This window comes from Rahnella sp. PCH160, from assembly GCF_047784855.1.
Classification (GTDB): Bacteria; Pseudomonadota; Gammaproteobacteria; order Enterobacterales; family Enterobacteriaceae; genus Rahnella.
Genome location: NZ_JBLOGT010000001.1, coordinates 2,006,347 through 2,024,421, shown reverse-complemented (window position 1 = coordinate 2,024,421; position 18,075 = coordinate 2,006,347). Strand labels below are relative to the sequence as shown.

The window sequence follows — 18,075 nt, the reverse complement described above, 5'->3', positions numbered from 1 at the left end:
ACCATTAAGTTAACGCATATGCTTTTCCAGCCAGCCGCAAATTTCTTGTAACGCGCTGTCAAAGTGCTGATAAAGCGGTTCACTTTTGATGGCTAAAAGCTTGCCATCGGCGGAAGAATCCGCAATCAGTCTGGCTTCGGTCTTCGGGCTGAAGATATCGCTTTCCCAGTAGGCGGCCAGCATTGGCGTCGGTGTTCTGCGCCCTAACAACCCCTGCGTTTTCAGAGAATATCGATTAAGTTCGGTTTTCAGCGCGGAATCGGACGACGTTGACATTCCGATGCGGCTCGCCAGCACATCCATGTACATATCCGGCACCTGTTCCTGACATTTCGGGTCGCTCAGCAGCGTATGCACCAGTGCGCCCAGCGTCGCCACAGCCCGCACGCGGCGCGGTTCAAGATACGCCAGCCGCACGGCGACGTTCGCCCCAAAGCGGTAACCCAGCAGGCTGACGCGACTCGCATCCACCCACGGCACATCAGAAAGCTGCATGAGAACCTGCTGATGCAGGAAGCTGGTGTCCTGCGTCAGTTTCCATTTTGAGGAAAAACCGATCGACGGCATGTCGATGGTCAGCATCGCAATGCCCATCGGCGCGAGATAAGACCGGAACAGGCGCTGATGGTCACTCTGTAAGGTGTCCAGACCGCCACACACCATGACCGTCGGGAACGGCGCTTTGCCTTCGTTAGGCAGATGCAGGAAACCGGTGATCGGCGCGCCGCCCGGGATTTTGAATTCCAGCTCTTTCAGCTGATACGGCGAATGTTCGGAGGATTTCTCAAACGCTTTATTGGCCAGCACTTCCGCCTGTTCGGCCAGCGTGTCGCCTTTCAGATGCGGATAACCGGCAATGCTGTAAAGGTTCGCGGCGTTCAGCCAGTATTCACTGGCGAGGTTGGCGTCTTGCTCTTCCACCGCTTTTTGTTGCCAGACCATCGCCTGATTAGACCATTCATAAATCCAGTTACCGTTGCGATAGCCAATGACGGTATCGAGCAATAACGGGTCGCTGTGCTCAGCTTTGGAAACGGCAATCCGCGACAGCACTTCTTCCACTTCCAGTGGATCAACGCCACGCCACAGCCACATCAGACGGTTGATTGTCCGGTACCAGCAATTCACCGTGTCACCTTCCAGCGCTGAGTGCATCGGCGGGTGCGTATTGTGATGATGAACGCGATGAACCAGTGTCGAGGTTTCCGGATATTTGAATGACGGTTTGAACAGTTTTTCCGTGAGATTGGCTGGAGCCATGATGCGAGATCCTCCGTTAGCAAGCAGCTTTCCGCCCGCAGGCGAACATTTCAGGCAGGGATTATAACCCGCCCACGTTGCGACAAGACAGGAGTGAGGTCAAGCGGAAAGGATTTCAAGTCAACAAAAGCAAAACGCCCGGCAATGAGCCAGGCGTTAAAAGAAAGTCACTGCATCCTCTAAATCATTCGTGCTGTATCAAGGCGGCGCGAAGGATGACGAGGATTTATTTGCCAACCAATGGCGGGACAAACACCACGCCCATATCCCACGGCTGTTCGATCCAGGTGTTCTGCGGGATATCGATCACATAATCGTCAACCAGCGGCGCACCGGCAGGTTTGGCGAAGATCGTGATGAAATGCGCTTTCGGATACATTTCGCGGATCGCTTTGGCGGTGCCGCCGGTATCGACCAGATCGTCGATGACGATGAAACCTTCACCGTCGCCTTCTGCGCGTTTCAGCACTTGCATTTCGCGCTGGTTGTCATGGTCGTAGCTGGAGATACACACGGTATCCACATGACGGATGCACAGTTCGCGAGCCAGCAACGCTGCAGGAACAAGACCGCCACGGCTGACGGCAATAATGCCTTTCCATTGTTCTGCCGGCAGCAGGCGTTTAGCCATCGTGCGGGCGTGGATTTGCAGCATGTCCCAGGTTACAACGTATTTTTCGCTCATAAAGGTATCCCAGCCAGTGAATTGACGGCTTCTAAAAATGTATTCGAGGGGAAAAAAGGTTGCGCAGGATTATAGTGAGTCCAGCCTACAAAAACCAGCGGTTATAGTACCGCCAGCCCGCAAAAAACCCGTATTTTCTCCCCGCGCCCGCGCACAGGTTAAGATTAAGTGATATTCTGTCAGGCCACTCGCCACACAGTCTGGCGGGGATAACTTAACCTTAAACCTACAGCATCTCAGTCAGTTCCCCTGCAAATGGAGCCTGAATGAGCTGACTGTTACAGGAGACTTATAGTGTCTGAACTGTCTCAGCTTTCGCCTCAACCGTTGTGGGATATTTTTGCCAAAGTATGTTCAATTCCGCACCCTTCTTACCATGAAGAAGCGCTGGCAAAACACATCGTTGAATGGGCTCAGGAAAAGGGCATCCACGCTGAGCGTGATGAAGTTGGCAACATTTTGCTGCGCAAACCGGCCACCCAAGGCATGGAAAACCGCAAAGCCGTTGCCCTGCAGGCGCACCTCGATATGGTGCCGCAGAAAAACAACGATACTGTACACGATTTCACTAAAGATCCGATTCAGCCGTTTATCGAAGACGGTTGGGTAAAAGCCCGCGGCACCACGCTGGGCGCTGACAACGGTATCGGCCTGGCTTCTGCACTGGCGGTTCTGGCTGATGACAGTGTAGAACACGGCCCGCTGGAAGTTCTGCTGACCATGACCGAAGAAACCGGCATGGCGGGCGCATTTGGCCTGCAACCGGACTGGTTACAGTCTGAGATTCTGATCAACACCGATTCTGAAACCGAAGGCGAAATCTACATGGGTTGCGCCGGCGGGATTGATTTTACCGCCACGCTGCCACTGAGCCGCGAAGCGGTTCCGGCCGGTTTCACCACGCTGAAACTGACGCTGAAAGGCCTGAAAGGCGGCCACTCCGGCGCTGATATCCACCTTGGTCTGGGCAACGCAAGCAAACTGCTGGCGCGTTTCCTGTCTGAACACGCTGACACACTCGGTCTGCGTCTGCTGGACTTCACCGGCGGCACGCTGCGTAACGCTATTCCTCGCGAAGCTATCGCGACGCTGGCGATCTCAGCCGATAAAGCGGACGCACTGAGAACCGCTGCACAGGAATTCCTGGCAACGATTCAGTTCGAACTGTCTGCGGTTGAGAAGAAAATCGCTTTCGTCGTTGAAGCGGCAGAAAGTACGGCGAAAGCGCTGAGCAAAGACAGTCAGGGCAAATTCATTGCACTGCTGAACGCCACACCAAACGGCGTGATCCGCATGAGTGATGACGTGAAAGGCGTGGTGGAAACCTCCCTGAACGTTGGCGTTGTTACCATGAAAGATGATGAAGTGGCGATCAACAGCCTGATCCGTTCTCTTATCGACAGTGGCAAAGAATACGTCGTCAGTATGCTGAATTCGCTGGGTGAACTGGCGGGTGCGAAAAGCCTGGCAAAAGGCAGCTACCCTGGCTGGAAACCTGAACCAAGCTCTGCGGTGATGACACTGGTTCGTGAAACGTACGAAACGCTGTTCAGCAAAACCCCGAACATCATGGTGATCCACGCCGGTCTGGAATGCGGTCTGTTCAAAAAACCGTACCCGGACATGGACATGGTTTCCATCGGGCCAACCATCACCGGGCCACACTCGCCGGATGAGCAGGTTGAAATCGCCAGCGTTGAGCTGTACTGGAAACTGCTGACAGCACTGCTGAAAGCGATTCCTGAACGTAAGTAATTGTTTTAGCTCCTCCCCCAGCGAAGAGGGAGGAGCTACAGTCACTCCCACGGCAGTAACAACTGCCGCTCTATCTGCGGATCCTGCAACGTGACATGCAACCCGACCAGACGCACACCTCGCCCGCCGCGCCGCTGTTCCCAGGCTTCACGCGCGACTTTCAGTAAATCTTCTTTATTGAGCACCGGCCAGATGTGTTCCTGAGTGGTCTGCTGGAAATCATGGAATTTGAGTTTCACGCCCTGCCTTGCGATGCGTAAATCCGGGCTGACCCGGCTCAGACGCGTATGCAATTCAGGATACAAACGCTCGATCAGCGCCACGCACTCTTCCCAACTGTGAATGTCTTCCGCCAGCGTGCGTTCAACGCCGACGGATTTCCGCAGCCGCTCAGCCGAAATTTCACGCTCGTCGATGCCCTGACAACGCTCCCACAGCACGCGGCCAAATTTACCAAAGCGCTTGAGCAACTTCGCTAAATCATAATGCTGAACATCGCCACAGGTTATCAGGCCCTGTTCCTGCAAACGCTGGGCAGTGACTTTGCCGACGCCGGGAATTTTACTCAGCGGCAGATCCTGTAAAAAGGCCTCAACGTTGTCTGGCGTAATCACAAACTGGCCGTTGGGTTTATTCAGGTCGGAGGCAATTTTCGCCAGAAATTTGATGGGCGCAATGCCCGCCGAGGCCGTCAGATTGATTTCGTCAAAAATCGCCTGACGGATTTCAGCGGCAATCAGCGTCGCCGAACCGTTGCACTGCGTCGAGTCTGAAACATCCAGATAAGCTTCGTCGAGTGACAACGGTTCGATCAATGGCGTATAACGCGCAAAGATTTCGCGGATGTGATTTGAGGCTTCTTTATACGCCTCCATTCTGCCGGGAATGACCTTCAGGTGCGGGCAAAGCTTGAGCGCCATTCCGGTCGGCATCGCGCTGTGTACGCCGAATTTGCGTGCGGGGTAATTGGCGGTGCTGATGACGCCACGCCGGTCGCGGCTACCACCGATGGCGATAGGAATGTCGCGCAGTGAAGGATCATCGCGCATCTCGACGGCCGCGAAAAAGCAGTCCATATCCACATGAATGATTTTACGCATAGCCCTCCCCTGATGACTGTATAAGTATACAGTTGAATCGGGAGATTTCAAACACAGAAAATGACGGTTAATTTGACTTAATTAATCACCATTAATGGCAACAGAAAGTATTTACATTCCTTAAACTGATTATTCAATATTTGGTGATTGCTAAAAAAATAATCAGTATTAATATGGCAACGTTTCAGACAGGCAGTACATAAGAAGAAAATCAGTGGCGTCTTACAGGCAGTTCATCTGTAGACAAAATAATCAAAATTATTATCGAGCAGGACTTAGAATGATCAGAATCGCGCTGTTTCTTGCGATGCTCCTCAGTTTGCCTTTATTTACAGCAAATTACGCCGTGGCCAGCGATGCTGTCCCGGTAAACGCGGCGCTTAAAAAACAATTGTTAGGTGCTCCCGTTTATATCCAGATTTTCAAACAAGAACGTAAACTCGAATTGTATGCACAGCTCGACGGCGAATTTCGTCTGATCGGCACCTACGGCATCTGCGATTTTTCTGGCGGTTTAGGAAATAAACGTCGTGAAGGGGATTTTAAAAGCCCGGAAGGTTTTTACAACGTGGATATTCACCACCTGAAGCCGGACAGCCGCTTTTATCGCGCCATCAACATCGGTTTCCCGAACGCGTATGACATCTCACAGGGCTATTCAGGTAAATATCTGATGATCCACGGCAACTGCAAATCTATTGGTTGCTACGCGATGACTGACGGTTATATGGATGAAATTTTCACCTACGTGCAGGCAGCTTTCCAGTTCGGCCAGCGCAACGTGCAGATCAGCATTTATCCGTTCAAGATGACCGATGCTAATATGCAGTCGCACAAAAACTCAAGCTACATCACGTTCTGGCGTCAGCTACAGCCGGGATTTGCGTACTTTGAGAAGCACCATCAGCCACCAAATGTCGTGGTGACTAACGGGCAATATGAAGTACTGCAACCGTTGTCAAACATCCCGCTGCCTTCACAGCTGGCGTTCGCCCCGGTGAAATAATGCGAATTCACCTGGAGCAATTTTGTTCCAGGTTTCGTTTGCCGTCAGCGGTTGCGTGGCAATCACGGTGACGACATCATCCGGTGTCGTCTGCTGCTGAAAATCAATTTCCACATCCTGATCCAACAACGTTGCCTTTCCGAAAGGCGCACGCCGCGTGATCCAGTGCAGATTGGTCGAACAATAGGCCATCACAAAATGCCCGTCCGACAACAGCATATTAAACACACCCTTCTGCCGTAACTCATCCGCCAGCGACGCAATATACCGAAACACGGGCGGCCAGCTTGCAGGACGGCGCGGATATCGCTGAGTGAGTTTATGCAGCAACCAGCAAAACGCGTATTCACTGTCGGTCTGGCCGATCGGGCGCAGCGTGCCGGTATCAAGCTGACGGTAACCGCGAAGCTGACCGTTGTGCGCGTAAGTCCAGTTATGGCCCCACAGCTCACGGGTAAACGGATGGGTATTTTCCAGCGCCACTTCGCCACGGTTTGCCTGACGAATATGGGAAATCACCGCGCAGGATTTGATCGGGTATTCCTGAACAAGGCGGGCGATAGGCGAATTAAAACTCGGCATCGGATCTTTAAAAGTACGACAGCCATTCCCCTCGTAAAAGGTAATGCCCCAGCCGTCTTTATGCGGACCTGTCCCGCCACCGCGCTGCACTAATCCGCTGAAACTGAAACAAATATCAGTTGGCACGTTAGCGCTCATCCCGAGCAATTCGCACATTTCCCGCCTCCTTTACAACAAAGGCCTTACGCCTTCGCCATCTCTTTTTCGATCAAGAGAATTAAAATATGAATGACTTTAATGTGGATTTCCTGCACGCGGTCAGCGAAGCCAAAATGCGGCACGCGGATTTCCACGTCTGCGGAACCGTCCATTTTGCCGCCGTCTTTACCGGTCAGGGTAATGACTTTCATGCCTTTGGCGCGCGCAGCTTCAATCGCTTTGATCACGTTACCGGAATTGCCGGATGTAGAGATGCCCAACAGCACATCGCCTTTCTGGCCTACGGCTTCCAGATAACGGGAGAAGATATATTCGTAACCGAAATCGTTGCCCACGCAGGAGATGTGGCTGACGTCGGAAATCGCAATCGCCGGATAGCCCGGACGGTTTTCACGGTAGCGGCCGGTCAGTTCTTCAGCAAAATGCATAGCGTCACAGTGTGAACCGCCGTTACCGCAGGAAATCACTTTCCCACCCGCCTTGAAAGAATCGGCCAGCAGCACTGCTGCACGTTGAATAGACTCAATATTTGCCGGATCGCTGATGAATTTATTCAGCGTAGCAGCAGCTTCGTTCAGTTCAGTACGGATAATATCCTGGTACATAGCAGCCTCTTTTATGTCCATTTGCAGCCAGCTGTGGCCGGCCGATAGCAATAAAACGTTCCGCTGAGCAGTTTAACGGAAAGCCGAAACTGCGAGAAGCAATGAAGCGGTAATGATTCTTATAGTTTCTGTTTTTGACGCTTAGTGCGGCCGGTTTGTGAGCTGCGTTGTAATTAGTATGTAAACACATTGATAAAGAAATGAGCATGGACTAAAACCATTGTATCCCTACAACAGGTCAGACCTCCTACTACTCAGGAGCTTTACTATGATGGTTCTTAGCATTGTTGCATTTGTCGTGATCCTTGGTGCGTTGTTCTATCACAAGGTCAATCTTGCCTTTAGCAGCCTGATTTTACTGGCATTTACCGCTGCCATGGGCGCTGTTCATCTGTGGACGCTGTGGCTGTTACTGCCTCTGGCGATTATCCTGCTGCCATTCAATGTACCCGCGTTGCGCCGCGCATTGTTCTCCGCACCGGCACTTCGCACCTTTCGTAAAGTGATGCCCGCCATGTCACGCACGGAAAAAGAAGCGATTGAAGCCGGTACCACCTGGTGGGAAGGCGATCTGTTCGGCGGTAAGCCGGACTGGAGAAAATTGCAGGATTACCCGGAACAACAACTGACCGAAGAAGAACAGCGCTTTATTGACGGCCCGGTGGAAGAAGCCTGCCGTATGGCGAACGACTTTGAGATCACCCACGAACTGGCCGATTTACCGCCGGAACTGTGGGCGTACCTGAAAGAACACCGCTTCTTCGCGATGATCATAAAGAAAGAGTACGGCGGTCTGGAATTCTCCGCTTATGCTCAGGCCCGCGTGTTACAGAAACTGGCGGGTGTGTCCGGGATTCTGGCGATCACCGTCGGCGTGCCGAACTCCCTCGGGCCGGGCGAATTGCTGCAACATTACGGCACTGAAGAACAGAAAGACCACTACCTGCCGCGTCTGGCGCTGGGTCTGGAAATTCCGTGTTTTGCACTGACCAGCCCGGAAGCCGGGTCTGATGCCGGGGCGATTCCGGATTTCGGTATCGTCTGTAAAGGCCAGTGGCAGGGCAAAGAAGTGCTCGGTATGCGCCTGACCTGGAACAAGCGTTACATCACGCTCGCACCCATCGCCACCGTGCTCGGTCTGGCGTTTAAACTCAAAGATCCGGACCATCTGCTCGGCAGTGAAACGGACCTGGGCATTACCTGTGCGCTGATCCCAACGGATACGAAAGGCGTGGAAATCGGTCATCGTCACTTCCCGCTGAACGTGCCTTTCCAGAACGGCCCGACGCGCGGTAACGATATTTTCGTGCCTATCGATTACATCATCGGCGGCCCGAAAATGGCCGGTCAGGGCTGGCGTATGCTGGTTGAATGTCTGTCCGTGGGCCGTGGCATTACATTGCCGTCTAACTCCACCGGCAGCCTGAAATCACTGGCGCTGGCGACCGGCGCTTACGCTTATATTCGTCGTCAGTTCAAACTGCCCATCGGCAAAATGGAAGGCATCGAAGAACCGCTGGCGCGTATTGCCGGTAACGCTTACGTGATGGACGCCGCCGCGACGCTCATCACCAACGGCATTATGCTCGGTGAAAAACCGGCGGTGCTGTCGGCGATTGTGAAATATCACTGTACCCATCGTGGACAGCGCGCCGTCATGGATGCGATGGACATCACCGGTGGTAAAGGCATTATGCTCGGCAAAAGCAACTTTGTGGCCCGTACCTATCAGGGCGCGCCAATTGCCATCACCGTGGAAGGTGCCAACATTCTGACCCGCAGCATGATCATCTTCGGTCAGGGCGCTATCCGTTGCCATCCTTACGTTCTGCGTGAAATGGCGGCGGCGGAGAAAAACGATCTGGACGATTTCGATCGTGCGCTTTTCGGGCACCTTGGCCACGTCGGTAGTAACAAAGTGCGCAGCTTCTGGCTCGGCCTGACCAACGGCCGCACCAGCGATACGCCGGTTAACGATAAAACCGCCCGCTATTACCAGCACATTAACCGCCTGAGCGCGAACCTCGCGCTGCTGGCTGACGTGTCGATGGGCGTGCTGGGCGGCAGTCTGAAACGTCGCGAGCGCATTTCCGCCCGTCTCGGCGATATTCTCAGCCAGATGTACCTGGCGACGGCGACGCTGAAACGTTATGACGAAGAAGGTTGCAACGAGGCTGATTTACCGCTGGTTCACTGGGGCGTGCAGGATTGTCTGCATCAGGCCGAAGTGGCTATCGACGACCTGCTGCGTAACTTCCCGAATGCGTTTGTGGCAGGTGTGATGCGTCTGGTGATTTTCCCGCTGGGCCGTTCGCACGCGGCACCGTCGGATCGTCTGGATCACGAACTGGCGCGCATTCTGCAGGTACCTTCTGCGACGCGCAGCCGTATTGGTCGCGGTCAGTATCTGACGCCAAGCGAACACAACCCGGTCGGGCTGCTGGAGCAGGCGTTGCTGGATATTCTGGCCGCTGAGCCGGTGCATAAACGTCTGTGCGATGCGATGGGCAAAAAACTGCCGTTTACACGTCTGGATATTCTGGCGCAAAAAGGTCTGGATGCCGGTCATATCAGCGCCGACGATGCACGTATTCTCAGCCGTGCGGAAGAAAGCCGTCTGCGTTCCATTAACGTCGATGAGTTTGAGCCGGACGAACTGGCCGCCAAAAAGCCGCAAGCGGAGCAAGAAAGCGCAAAAAAGGATGACGCCAAACCGCGCCATACCGAAGCGGCATAATCCTTAAAATTCACCGACAAAAAAGCCTGAGTGGTTGCGCACTCAGGCTTTTTCTTTTCATATCCTTCCAGATTACCCTAAATAATTCGGGTCGCAGGAAGGCGGCAAGTAAACGCATCCCCGGGAGCATAGATAACTATGTGACCGGGGTAAGTGCGCGCAGCCAACGCATCTGCGGCCTGAAGTATGAAGGGTAATCAGAAGAAGTATTTAAAGCGAACACGCCCGCCATACCGCTGGTCGCTGTCATTATCGTTGCTATAATTTTTATCCGCTTCCAGCATCGACACATACGCGCCCAGATAGACATTGAAGTTTTTCATGTCCATCACGTTCGGAATGAGATAACTGGCGTGGATGGTATGAATATCGTAGCTGCCCGGCTCGCTGAACCAGTCATCGCCGGCGTTTTCGTTATTCATTGGCCGTAAACCGTTGGCATTAAATTCTTCAATGCGGTTGTGCGCGTAGATATAGCCCAGCTCAAAGTTCTTCCACAACGCATTGGTGCCGACCGTGAAATCTTTCTCATCCGAGGCGTCCATATACGCCGTGCTCAGGTTCGCGACGATGCCGTTTTCCGGATCCGCTTTCTGACCGTTCCAGGTCATGGTCATGCCGTAACCGTTACGTTTGGACTGATCAATGGTTTCGCCCTGATCATTCTTATAGCCGTAAGCGTTGTTGACCACGTTGGTTTCCATTGCCGCCGCCACCGAGAACACATCCCCTTTCCAGGCGATAATCGGACGCAAATACGCGACGTTTTTATCCTGTTCCAGCTTGTTGCCGTGGTAGTTCTGATCGGCAAACAGCGACGTCCCGTTTTCCATCAGCGTATTCAGCTCGAAGTACCAGTTGCCGAGCGTTTTGTTCAGCAGGATGTTGCCGCCGCTGTCACTGCGTCCGCGCCCTTCTTTCATCATGTACACATAGCCGTAGCCGTCTGCGTACAGGTCATTGGCAGTGTTCCCGGAGTATTCGATAAAGGTATCCTGATTCAGCGGGAACATATCGTACGCTTCGAAGCGGCCGATTTTTGCCATCCAGTTTTGCTCTTCACCGAAGAAGAATGCCGCGTCATCGACATTCATCGAGCCGTTTAAATCGGCGGTCGGTTGCACGGAGAATCCGGAGAATTGCCCTTTTTCATTCCGGCGATAACCATCAAGCCCGATTAACAAACGGCCATTCACATCCCAGCGTTCATTGCCGCCATTCCATTTATTACTGTCACCATTTTTCGCCGAAATTAATTGTCCGCTGCGGCTTGCACCGTCAACGTTAAACTCCACATCGCCGTAGAGTTTCAGATTATCAAAACCATTTAACGTTAATAATTTATCCTTGGAGATACCGTCTGTTTTTACTTCTACCGGCGTGGCTTCTTTCACACTGGCAATTTCCTGCTCACGTTTTACATCCTGTTTTTTCAGTTGCTGGATTTGCTTCTCGGCCGATTCCGCGCGTGCTTCCGCCAGTTGCAGGCGCTGCTCAAGCTGTGCCATACGCGCTTCCAGACTGGTTGAAGAACCTGCTGCCATCGCTGAACCTGACACGGCGATCCCCACCAATAATGCCAGCGTCTTAATCTTTCTCATAATTACGATATCCTTTTCAATACAAAATCAAACCGCCGATATAAATTAACGACGCTGTTTTGTTTTTATTAAAATAGTATCCAGAGATTACATAATGAGAATTGAAGATAGATTCTGGCAGAATAAGCTGTCAAAAATAAAACAGGGAAACGTGAAGTAAAACTGTATTAACGAAATTTCATCCTTACAAAACCAATAAACGTAAAAACGGGATGCTGATATTCACAACATCCCGCTTATTATTTTATTTAGATACATTATGCTGAAACTATTTATCAGCCGAATGTTTAATACTTAACTTTTCTTAGGACGAATTTTCGCCGTCAGCCCTTTCAGGAAGTAGCGCAGAACCTGATCGCCGCACGGACGGTAGTTTTTGTGCCCTTCCTTACGGAAGAATGCGCTCAGTTCGCCTTCTGAAACCTTGAAATCTGCCGTGGTCAGCACAGCAATCATGTCTTCGGTTTTCAGCTCAAACGCCACGCGCAGTTTTTTCAGCATGATGTTGTTGGTCAGACGCTTTTCCACTTCCGGTGCCGGGAAGCGATCGTCTTTACCGCGTTTGAACACAATCAGCCCGTTCAGGAAGTTCGCCATCACTTCGTCAGGCACTTCCATATACCCTTCTTCGTCTTCTTTTTTCAGATAACGGGACATCACTTCAGGGCTGACCGGCGTGCCGGTGGTTTTGAGGATTTCAATGACCTGGCCTTCGCTCAAATCCAGCATGTAGCGCACGCTGCGCAAGACATGGTTATGCATCATAATTCTGTATTCCTGTTAAAAGTAAACCGAGGAAATGCCACCGGGTTTACCCCTACGCACCTCGAAGGCGGGCATTATACAAGGCTGCGCGCGCGGGTCGCCTGTTAATTGTGGCAAATTTCGCAGTTTCGCGCCTCCGGAGGGAAAAATCAGCGACTTCTCCACGCCTTTTCTTCGCCGGGAGATATGGCCTCTCCGTCTTAGTTTAGTGCATATATATAAAATCCAAATGGAAATTATTAATTCATCACCTCAATAGATCTAATTTAATTTGAGATAGCTCACATTACTTTCTGTTGCCTAAACCGCATAAGAAGCAAATACTAAAACAGCGTTTCATTTATATAAAACCCGTAACACAAATAACTCATCAGATGCAGGATGGCATATGAAAATCAAAGGACTACGGTGGTGGATAATAGCGTTAGTGACGCTGGGAACTATCACCAACTATTTATCACGCAGTGCACTTGGGGTGGCAGCGCCCACGTTAATTAAAGACCTGGGGATTAGCCAGCAGGAATACTCTTACATCGTCAGTGCATTTCAGGCTACCTATGCATTAGGCGCTCCGGTTGTCGGTTATATTATCGATATAATAGGTTTAAAAGTGGGGTTTGCAGTTTTTGCAGTGGCCTGGTCGATATTTAATATGGCTCACGGCTTTGCAGGTTCATGGCAACCTTTAGCGTTCCTGCGCGGATTAATGGGCGTGGCAGAATCCACAGCAAATCCGGGCGGAATGAAAGTTGTGGCAGAATGGTTTCCGGCGAAAGAACGCGGAATTGCCTGTGGGTTATACAGCACCGGTACATCCCTTGGCGCAATGCTGGCACCGCCTTTGGTGGTCTGGGCAATTTTAGAATATAACTGGGAAATGTCTTTTGTCATTACCGGTGCTGTCGGGTTGATATGGGTCATTATGTGGCTGGTATTTTATCAGTCGCCCGAAAAACATAAGTCCATGACGCAGGAAGAAATTAACTATATACATAGCGGGCAAGAACCGGTTAATACTCAGGCCATAAAACCGCGCCGTACCCCTTTAAAAGAAATGCTGGGAAACCGTAACCTCTGGGGAATATCCCTGCCCCGTTTTATGGCAGATCCGGCATGGGGAACATTACATTACTGGATGCCTTTATACCTGGTCACTGTGCGCCATATGGATCTGCATGAAATTGCGATTTTTGCGTGGCTGCCCTTCCTCGCCTCCGACTTTGGCTGCATGTTCTCAGGCTTTATGTGCCGGATATTAAACGCACGCGGCATCTCCATCATCAATGCCCGCCGAATCACATTCACCTTCGCGGCCGTGCTGATGTTGTCTATGGCAGGCGTCGGACTGGTCAGCAATGTCTACATCGCGATTGCTCTGTTTTGCATTGCAGGCTTTGCACACCAGTGTCTTTCGATCACCGTGATTACCATGTCTGCGGACCTGTTCAACAAAAATGAGGTGGGTACGGTGACCGGTTTTGCGGCACTTTCAGGGGGGACAGGCAACTTCCTGTTCTCGCTGTTTCTCGGGGCAACTGTCGCCACCGTCGGCTATACCGCCTTCTTTGTTGGCTTAGGGTTCTTTGATCTCATTGGCGCATTTTTCTTATGGATGCTGGTGCGCGACCCTTTAAAAACTCACTCAGCGCATCCTCATACCGGAATTAAAAACTCGTAGTCTGATATAAAAATCATCGCGAAAAATTAAAGTTACAAGGACATTAATATGAATATCACATCGCCACTGCGCATAGCCTGTGGTTTAGTAACCCTATTGCCATTATTCGGGCACGCCGTCACTTTTGATGTGCGCGGCGGATATAAAGCCGCAAGCCATGTGTATGAATCCCGATTTAAAGTCAGCCAAATCTGGAAAAGTGGTTGGTGGGCCAGTATGGAAACGGATAATAAGGACAATAAAAACAACGAACGCGGGCCGAATGGCACAGATAAAAGTGACAGCGCGCATTCCCTGGGAGATATCACAACAGACTATAATGAGATCGAAACCAATTACACGTATAAGCTGGATGATAAATGGAGTTTACAACCCGGCGGAATTCTTCACTGGAGCAGTAACGGAACACAGCTCCGCCCCTATATTCGTCTGAATTATAAAATTAGCGAAAATCTGAATTCAGGATTGCGATACCGTTATGATTATAACGACTACGAAACCAAAAATACGGATGACGAACTTCATCGGGATAGCGTCAACCGTCTGGATTTGTATTTGGGGTATAAAATAAATCCGACATGGAGCCTGAATTATCAGGGCACCGTTTATCGCCATTCCAGTGCGGATTACGAATATAAAAACGGTAAATCCTGGTCAACGGAAAATGCTTTCACTGTCCGCTACAAATGGAATAACACCGTCAGTAATTACGCCGAGTATGACTATCTGGATAAAACGGGTTATTACGAGGGTGAAGGTAATAAAGCCGAATCACGTTACCGCATAGGTATCACGTTCAACTTGTGATCGCCGGGCGATTTACAATGAATGATTAATAACACGAGTAATCCGAATGAATAAATTAAATGTGGCATTACGCGCGCTCCCTGCGCTGCTTTTCCTGTGCAGCGGGTTAACCCACGCGGCCCCTTCGCGTTGTTTTACTTACGATGCCGCAACACTAGCCCGGACCCGTTCTCAGGTTGCGCAGAAAAATAGCCCGCTGCTGCCTGTATATCAGGCATTACTGTCAGCAGCAGACAAAGCGCTTAAGCAACCGGCGCTGAGTGTGACCCAAAAAACGCTTTTGCCCGCCTCCGGGGATAAGCATGACTATTACAGTTTTGGGCCTTACTGGTGGCCAAACCCGGATATGGCAAGTCATCTGCCGTATATCCGTCAGGACGGCAAAACCAATCCTGACAGCAAAACCGACGCCACGGACAGCACGCGGTTAGTTCGTTTCGGCGATGACCTGCGCGTACTCGGCTTAGCGTATTACTTCTCCGGCAATAAAGCGTATGCCGACAAAGCTGCCGAAATGGCACGCGTCTGGTTTATCAACAGCCAGACACGGATGAACCCGAATATGGCTTATGCACAGGCGATTCCGGGTGTGGTTGATGGACGTGGGATAGGCATCATCGACAGTCGTGTTCTGATTGACGTCATGGACAGCATTGAGCTGATACGCCCGGCAGATACGCTGAGCGAAGCGGATTTTCAGGCCGTCAAACGCTGGTACGGCACTTTCTCTCAGTGGCTGCTGACCAGTGACAACGGCTTTGAGGAGGGCAACTGGCACAATAACCACGGGGTATTCTATGACGCACAAGTCGTGGCCTTTTCCTTGTTCAGCGACCACCCGGATGTCGCAAAACAACAAATGCGCGTCGCGATGTTGCGCCATCTGACTGCACAAATTGACCGGAAAGGTTACCTGACGGCGGAAACCGAGCGCACCCGCTCCTGGCATTACACGCAGTTCGCCCTTTCGGCATTTCAGCGTCTGGCGCGTTACGGCGAACTGACAGGCGTGGATTTGTGGAATTCAGCGATAGACGATCACCGGCTGGAGCAGGCGCTGACCGTCCCGGCGCAGTTTCTGGATAAACCCGCTGAATGGCCTTTCGCGGAACTGAAATTCGATGCTCAGGAAGCGCTTGGCAATATGATCGCAGCGGCGCACGCTTACCCGAAAAATGCGTTGTTTCGCGAGAAGGCACAACAGTTGTCCGTGGCTTATCCTGATAACATCAACCTGTTAACCATCACCGCGCCGCTGGTGCGCTGAAGACAAGGACGGTCTCCTGATGAAACAATTTACGCCGGACGAAATGCAGGAAATCCGCGAACGGTTACCCGCGTTTCAGCACGTTATCGCCACGCTGGAAAAAGAGAACGCCGTCGTCCTGAATCACCCGCTGGTGGTTCAGAAAACCGCGCTCGCGACCTGGAATCATTACTATTATTGCCCTCAACACGGCGTGCGCCTGGAGTGGCGCTATGACTCGCCAAACTCTCACCGTTGCCCGGAAGACGGCCATCTGTTTGAGGGCGAGCCCTACGACGGCGCGTGGTGGCGCTGGCTGAATGGCCTGAATGCGAAAGCCTGTCAGGAGCTGGGGTTACTGTGGCAACTGACCGGCGAAGCGCGGTATCTGGAGAAAGTCAGCGCGCTGCTGCTGACTTATGCCCGTTATTATCCTGATTATCAGGAACATGGCGGCATTCCGTATAACGGCCCCGGCAAGGCCAATGCGCAGACACTCTGTGAGGCCAATTGCCATCTGCAACTGGCACTGGGTTATGACTTTGTCCGCGACGCGCTTTCGGCTCAACAGTGCGCGCTGATTGAAACCCGCCTGCTGCGGGAGGGGGCTGAATTTCTGATGCGTCACCGCCACGATCAGTTGCATAACCATGAGGTGAAAATCAGCGCCACGCTTGGCGTCATCGGTGCCGTCATTGACGAACCACGGTATCTGGATTTTGCCGTCAACAGCCCCTACGGATTACGCTATCAGCTTGAGCACGCTCTGCTGCCGGGGGGTTTATGGTTCGAAGGATCGTTGCACTATCACTTTTACGCATTACAGGGCTTTTTTGCCTTCGAAAAACTGGCAAGAAACACACCTTACAGCCTGATGGATTTGCCGTATTACCGGCAGATGCTGACACTGCCGCTGGCGTTACTGATGCCAGACGGTGCCACACCCCGGCTAAATGACTGCACCGCCGGACAGGAAAAACTGACCCAAAGTGATCTGTACGAATTTGGCTGGCGGTACGTCGGAGCCCCCCTTTATGCCGAAGCGCTGCATGTTATTTATCAGCACAAATCGCGGGAAAACCTCGATGCCCTGCTTTACGGCGTCAGAGAATTGCCGCCGGTGAAGGGAAACCTGCCACCGGCAGCTTCGTTCCACCATCCCGGCATCGGATTAACCGTGATGCGTGATGTGACCAGACAGCGGGCGCTCCTTGTTAAGCACGCGCCCTACGGCGGCGGACACGACCACTATGACCGGCTGGGGATCATGCTGTTTAACCACGGGAATGAGATCTTCCCCGATTTGGGCACAACGGGTTACGGCGTGCCCTTACACGAGGGGTATTACAAAAACAGCGCCACGCACAATACAATTTGCATCAGTCAGGCCAACCAGCCGCCTGCAACGCCGAGGGTTTTACAGTGGCACGTCACGCCCGAAATGCAGTATCTGGATGTCTGTGTTGACTGGTTAACGCCGGCTAAAATGCCCGACAGTTTTACGCAGATCAAATGGGACAATGCGGCCTATCAGGATGTGTTCTGCCGCCGCCGTTTACTGATGGCAGGCGATATCATTCTCGATATTACACAAGTATCAAACCCGCATCGGCAACAGGTTGACTGGATCTTACACGCCGATGCCGAAGCGCTGAGTGCCTATCCGCACACCTGCACGCAATTTTCTCCTGACGGGCCTTTGCAGCACATGACGAATATCAGCACCCGGCCGCTGGCGGGCGTATTACCGCATCTTTTTGCCACGCAAAGCGGCGCATTTTCCGTCTGGCTGTACGGTGAGGGGGAGGTTTTTCAGGGAAAAGCACCGGGAAATCCGCCGTCTCATTCACTGAATTATCTGGTTGCCAGAAGCTATCAGCCGCAGATTTTACAGGTGGCGCTGTACGATTTGTCGGTCGAAAAACCGCTGGAAAAAGTGACGATAACGGATGACGGCCAGACGCTAAATATTACCGCCCTCAGCAGGCAGGGGAAAATCGCGATTAACGTGTCTTTAGGGGAAGAAGCCCGCGAGCCGGAAATGACCGTCACGCCGCCATAAGTGAAAGAGGGGTAATCAAAAGCCGGA

General features: G+C 52.0%; 14 protein-coding genes. 7 read left to right on the top strand and 7 right to left on the bottom strand.

The window, feature by feature from the left end; all coding sequences use genetic code 11:
• Positions 1-9: 9 nt before the first annotated feature.
• Both frsA and gpt read right to left on the bottom strand, forming a co-directional pair.
• Positions 10-1,260 (bottom strand): esterase FrsA, encoded by a 1,251-nt coding sequence (gene frsA / locus ACM5QY_RS09465; RefSeq protein WP_416120399.1) that lies wholly within the window; start codon positions 1,258-1,260, stop codon positions 10-12.
• Positions 1,261-1,486: 226 nt separating this feature from the next.
• Complete coding sequence (gene gpt / locus ACM5QY_RS09460; protein WP_013574288.1) at positions 1,487-1,945, bottom strand: xanthine phosphoribosyltransferase; 459 nt, start codon at positions 1,943-1,945, stop codon at positions 1,487-1,489.
• Positions 1,946-2,239: 294 nt separating this feature from the next.
• Between gpt and pepD the strand changes: the two genes are divergently transcribed.
• Positions 2,240-3,700, top strand: a complete 1,461-nt coding sequence (gene pepD / locus ACM5QY_RS09455) for a beta-Ala-His dipeptidase (RefSeq protein ID WP_416120398.1) — start codon at positions 2,240-2,242, stop codon at positions 3,698-3,700.
• 41 nt (positions 3,701-3,741) lie between these two features.
• Here the strand turns inward: pepD and dinB are convergent, their stop codons facing one another.
• The gene (gene dinB / locus ACM5QY_RS09450) at positions 3,742-4,800 is read right to left on the bottom strand and encodes a DNA polymerase IV (protein ID WP_416120397.1); all 1,059 of its coding nucleotides are present in this window, start codon (positions 4,798-4,800) and stop codon (positions 3,742-3,744) included.
• Positions 4,801-5,080: 280 nt separating this feature from the next.
• On the opposite strand from dinB, the gene dpaA reads away from it, so the two are divergent.
• On the top strand, positions 5,081-5,806 hold the full coding sequence (dpaA, locus tag ACM5QY_RS09445; protein WP_416120396.1) for a peptidoglycan meso-diaminopimelic acid protein amidase: 726 nt from the start codon (positions 5,081-5,083) through the stop codon (positions 5,804-5,806).
• Here dpaA and ACM5QY_RS09440 read toward each other — a convergent pair.
• Together ACM5QY_RS09440 and lpcA are read right to left on the bottom strand one after the other, a co-directional pair.
• On the bottom strand, positions 5,777-6,544 hold the full coding sequence (locus ACM5QY_RS09440) for a class II glutamine amidotransferase (RefSeq protein ID WP_416120395.1): 768 nt from the start codon (positions 6,542-6,544) through the stop codon (positions 5,777-5,779). The two genes, dpaA and ACM5QY_RS09440, sit on opposite strands and share 30 nt — an antisense overlap.
• Positions 6,545-6,570: 26 nt before the next feature.
• A complete protein-coding gene (gene lpcA / locus ACM5QY_RS09435) occupies positions 6,571-7,152 on the bottom strand; it encodes a D-sedoheptulose 7-phosphate isomerase (protein WP_101079792.1) in 582 nt (193 codons plus the stop codon).
• Between the two features lie 268 nt (positions 7,153-7,420).
• Here lpcA and fadE point away from each other — a divergent pair, with 268 nt between their 5' ends.
• Complete coding sequence (gene fadE, locus ACM5QY_RS09430; protein WP_416120394.1) at positions 7,421-9,889, top strand: acyl-CoA dehydrogenase FadE; 2,469 nt, start codon at positions 7,421-7,423, stop codon at positions 9,887-9,889.
• Between the two features lie 197 nt (positions 9,890-10,086).
• On the opposite strand, the gene ACM5QY_RS09425 is transcribed toward fadE, so the two are convergent.
• Complete coding sequence (locus ACM5QY_RS09425) at positions 10,087-11,490, bottom strand: carbohydrate porin (protein WP_416120393.1); 1,404 nt, start codon at positions 11,488-11,490, stop codon at positions 10,087-10,089.
• 294 nt (positions 11,491-11,784) lie between these two features.
• Entirely contained in the window at positions 11,785-12,255 is a 471-nt protein-coding gene (locus ACM5QY_RS09420) for a YehS family protein (RefSeq protein ID WP_416120392.1), read from the bottom strand.
• A 388-nt stretch (positions 12,256-12,643) separates the two neighbouring features.
• Between ACM5QY_RS09420 and ACM5QY_RS09415 the strand changes: the two genes are divergently transcribed.
• Genes ACM5QY_RS09415 through ACM5QY_RS09400 form a run of 4 tightly spaced genes read left to right on the top strand, consistent with a single transcriptional unit; the run spans position 12,644 to position 18,048 of the window.
• Positions 12,644-13,933, top strand: coding sequence for an MFS transporter (locus ACM5QY_RS09415; protein WP_416120391.1), 1,290 nt, complete (start codon positions 12,644-12,646; stop codon positions 13,931-13,933).
• 48 nt (positions 13,934-13,981) lie between these two features.
• Positions 13,982-14,740, top strand: a complete 759-nt coding sequence (locus tag ACM5QY_RS09410; RefSeq protein ID WP_416120390.1) for an oligogalacturonate-specific porin KdgM family protein — start codon at positions 13,982-13,984, stop codon at positions 14,738-14,740.
• A gap of 46 nt (positions 14,741-14,786) precedes the next feature.
• Positions 14,787-16,007 (top strand): alginate lyase family protein, encoded by a 1,221-nt coding sequence (locus tag ACM5QY_RS09405; protein WP_416120389.1) that lies wholly within the window; start codon positions 14,787-14,789, stop codon positions 16,005-16,007.
• Between the two features lie 19 nt (positions 16,008-16,026).
• Entirely contained in the window at positions 16,027-18,048 is a 2,022-nt protein-coding gene (locus ACM5QY_RS09400) for a heparinase II/III domain-containing protein (protein WP_416120388.1), read from the top strand.
• The last annotated feature ends 27 nt before the right edge of the window (positions 18,049-18,075 follow it).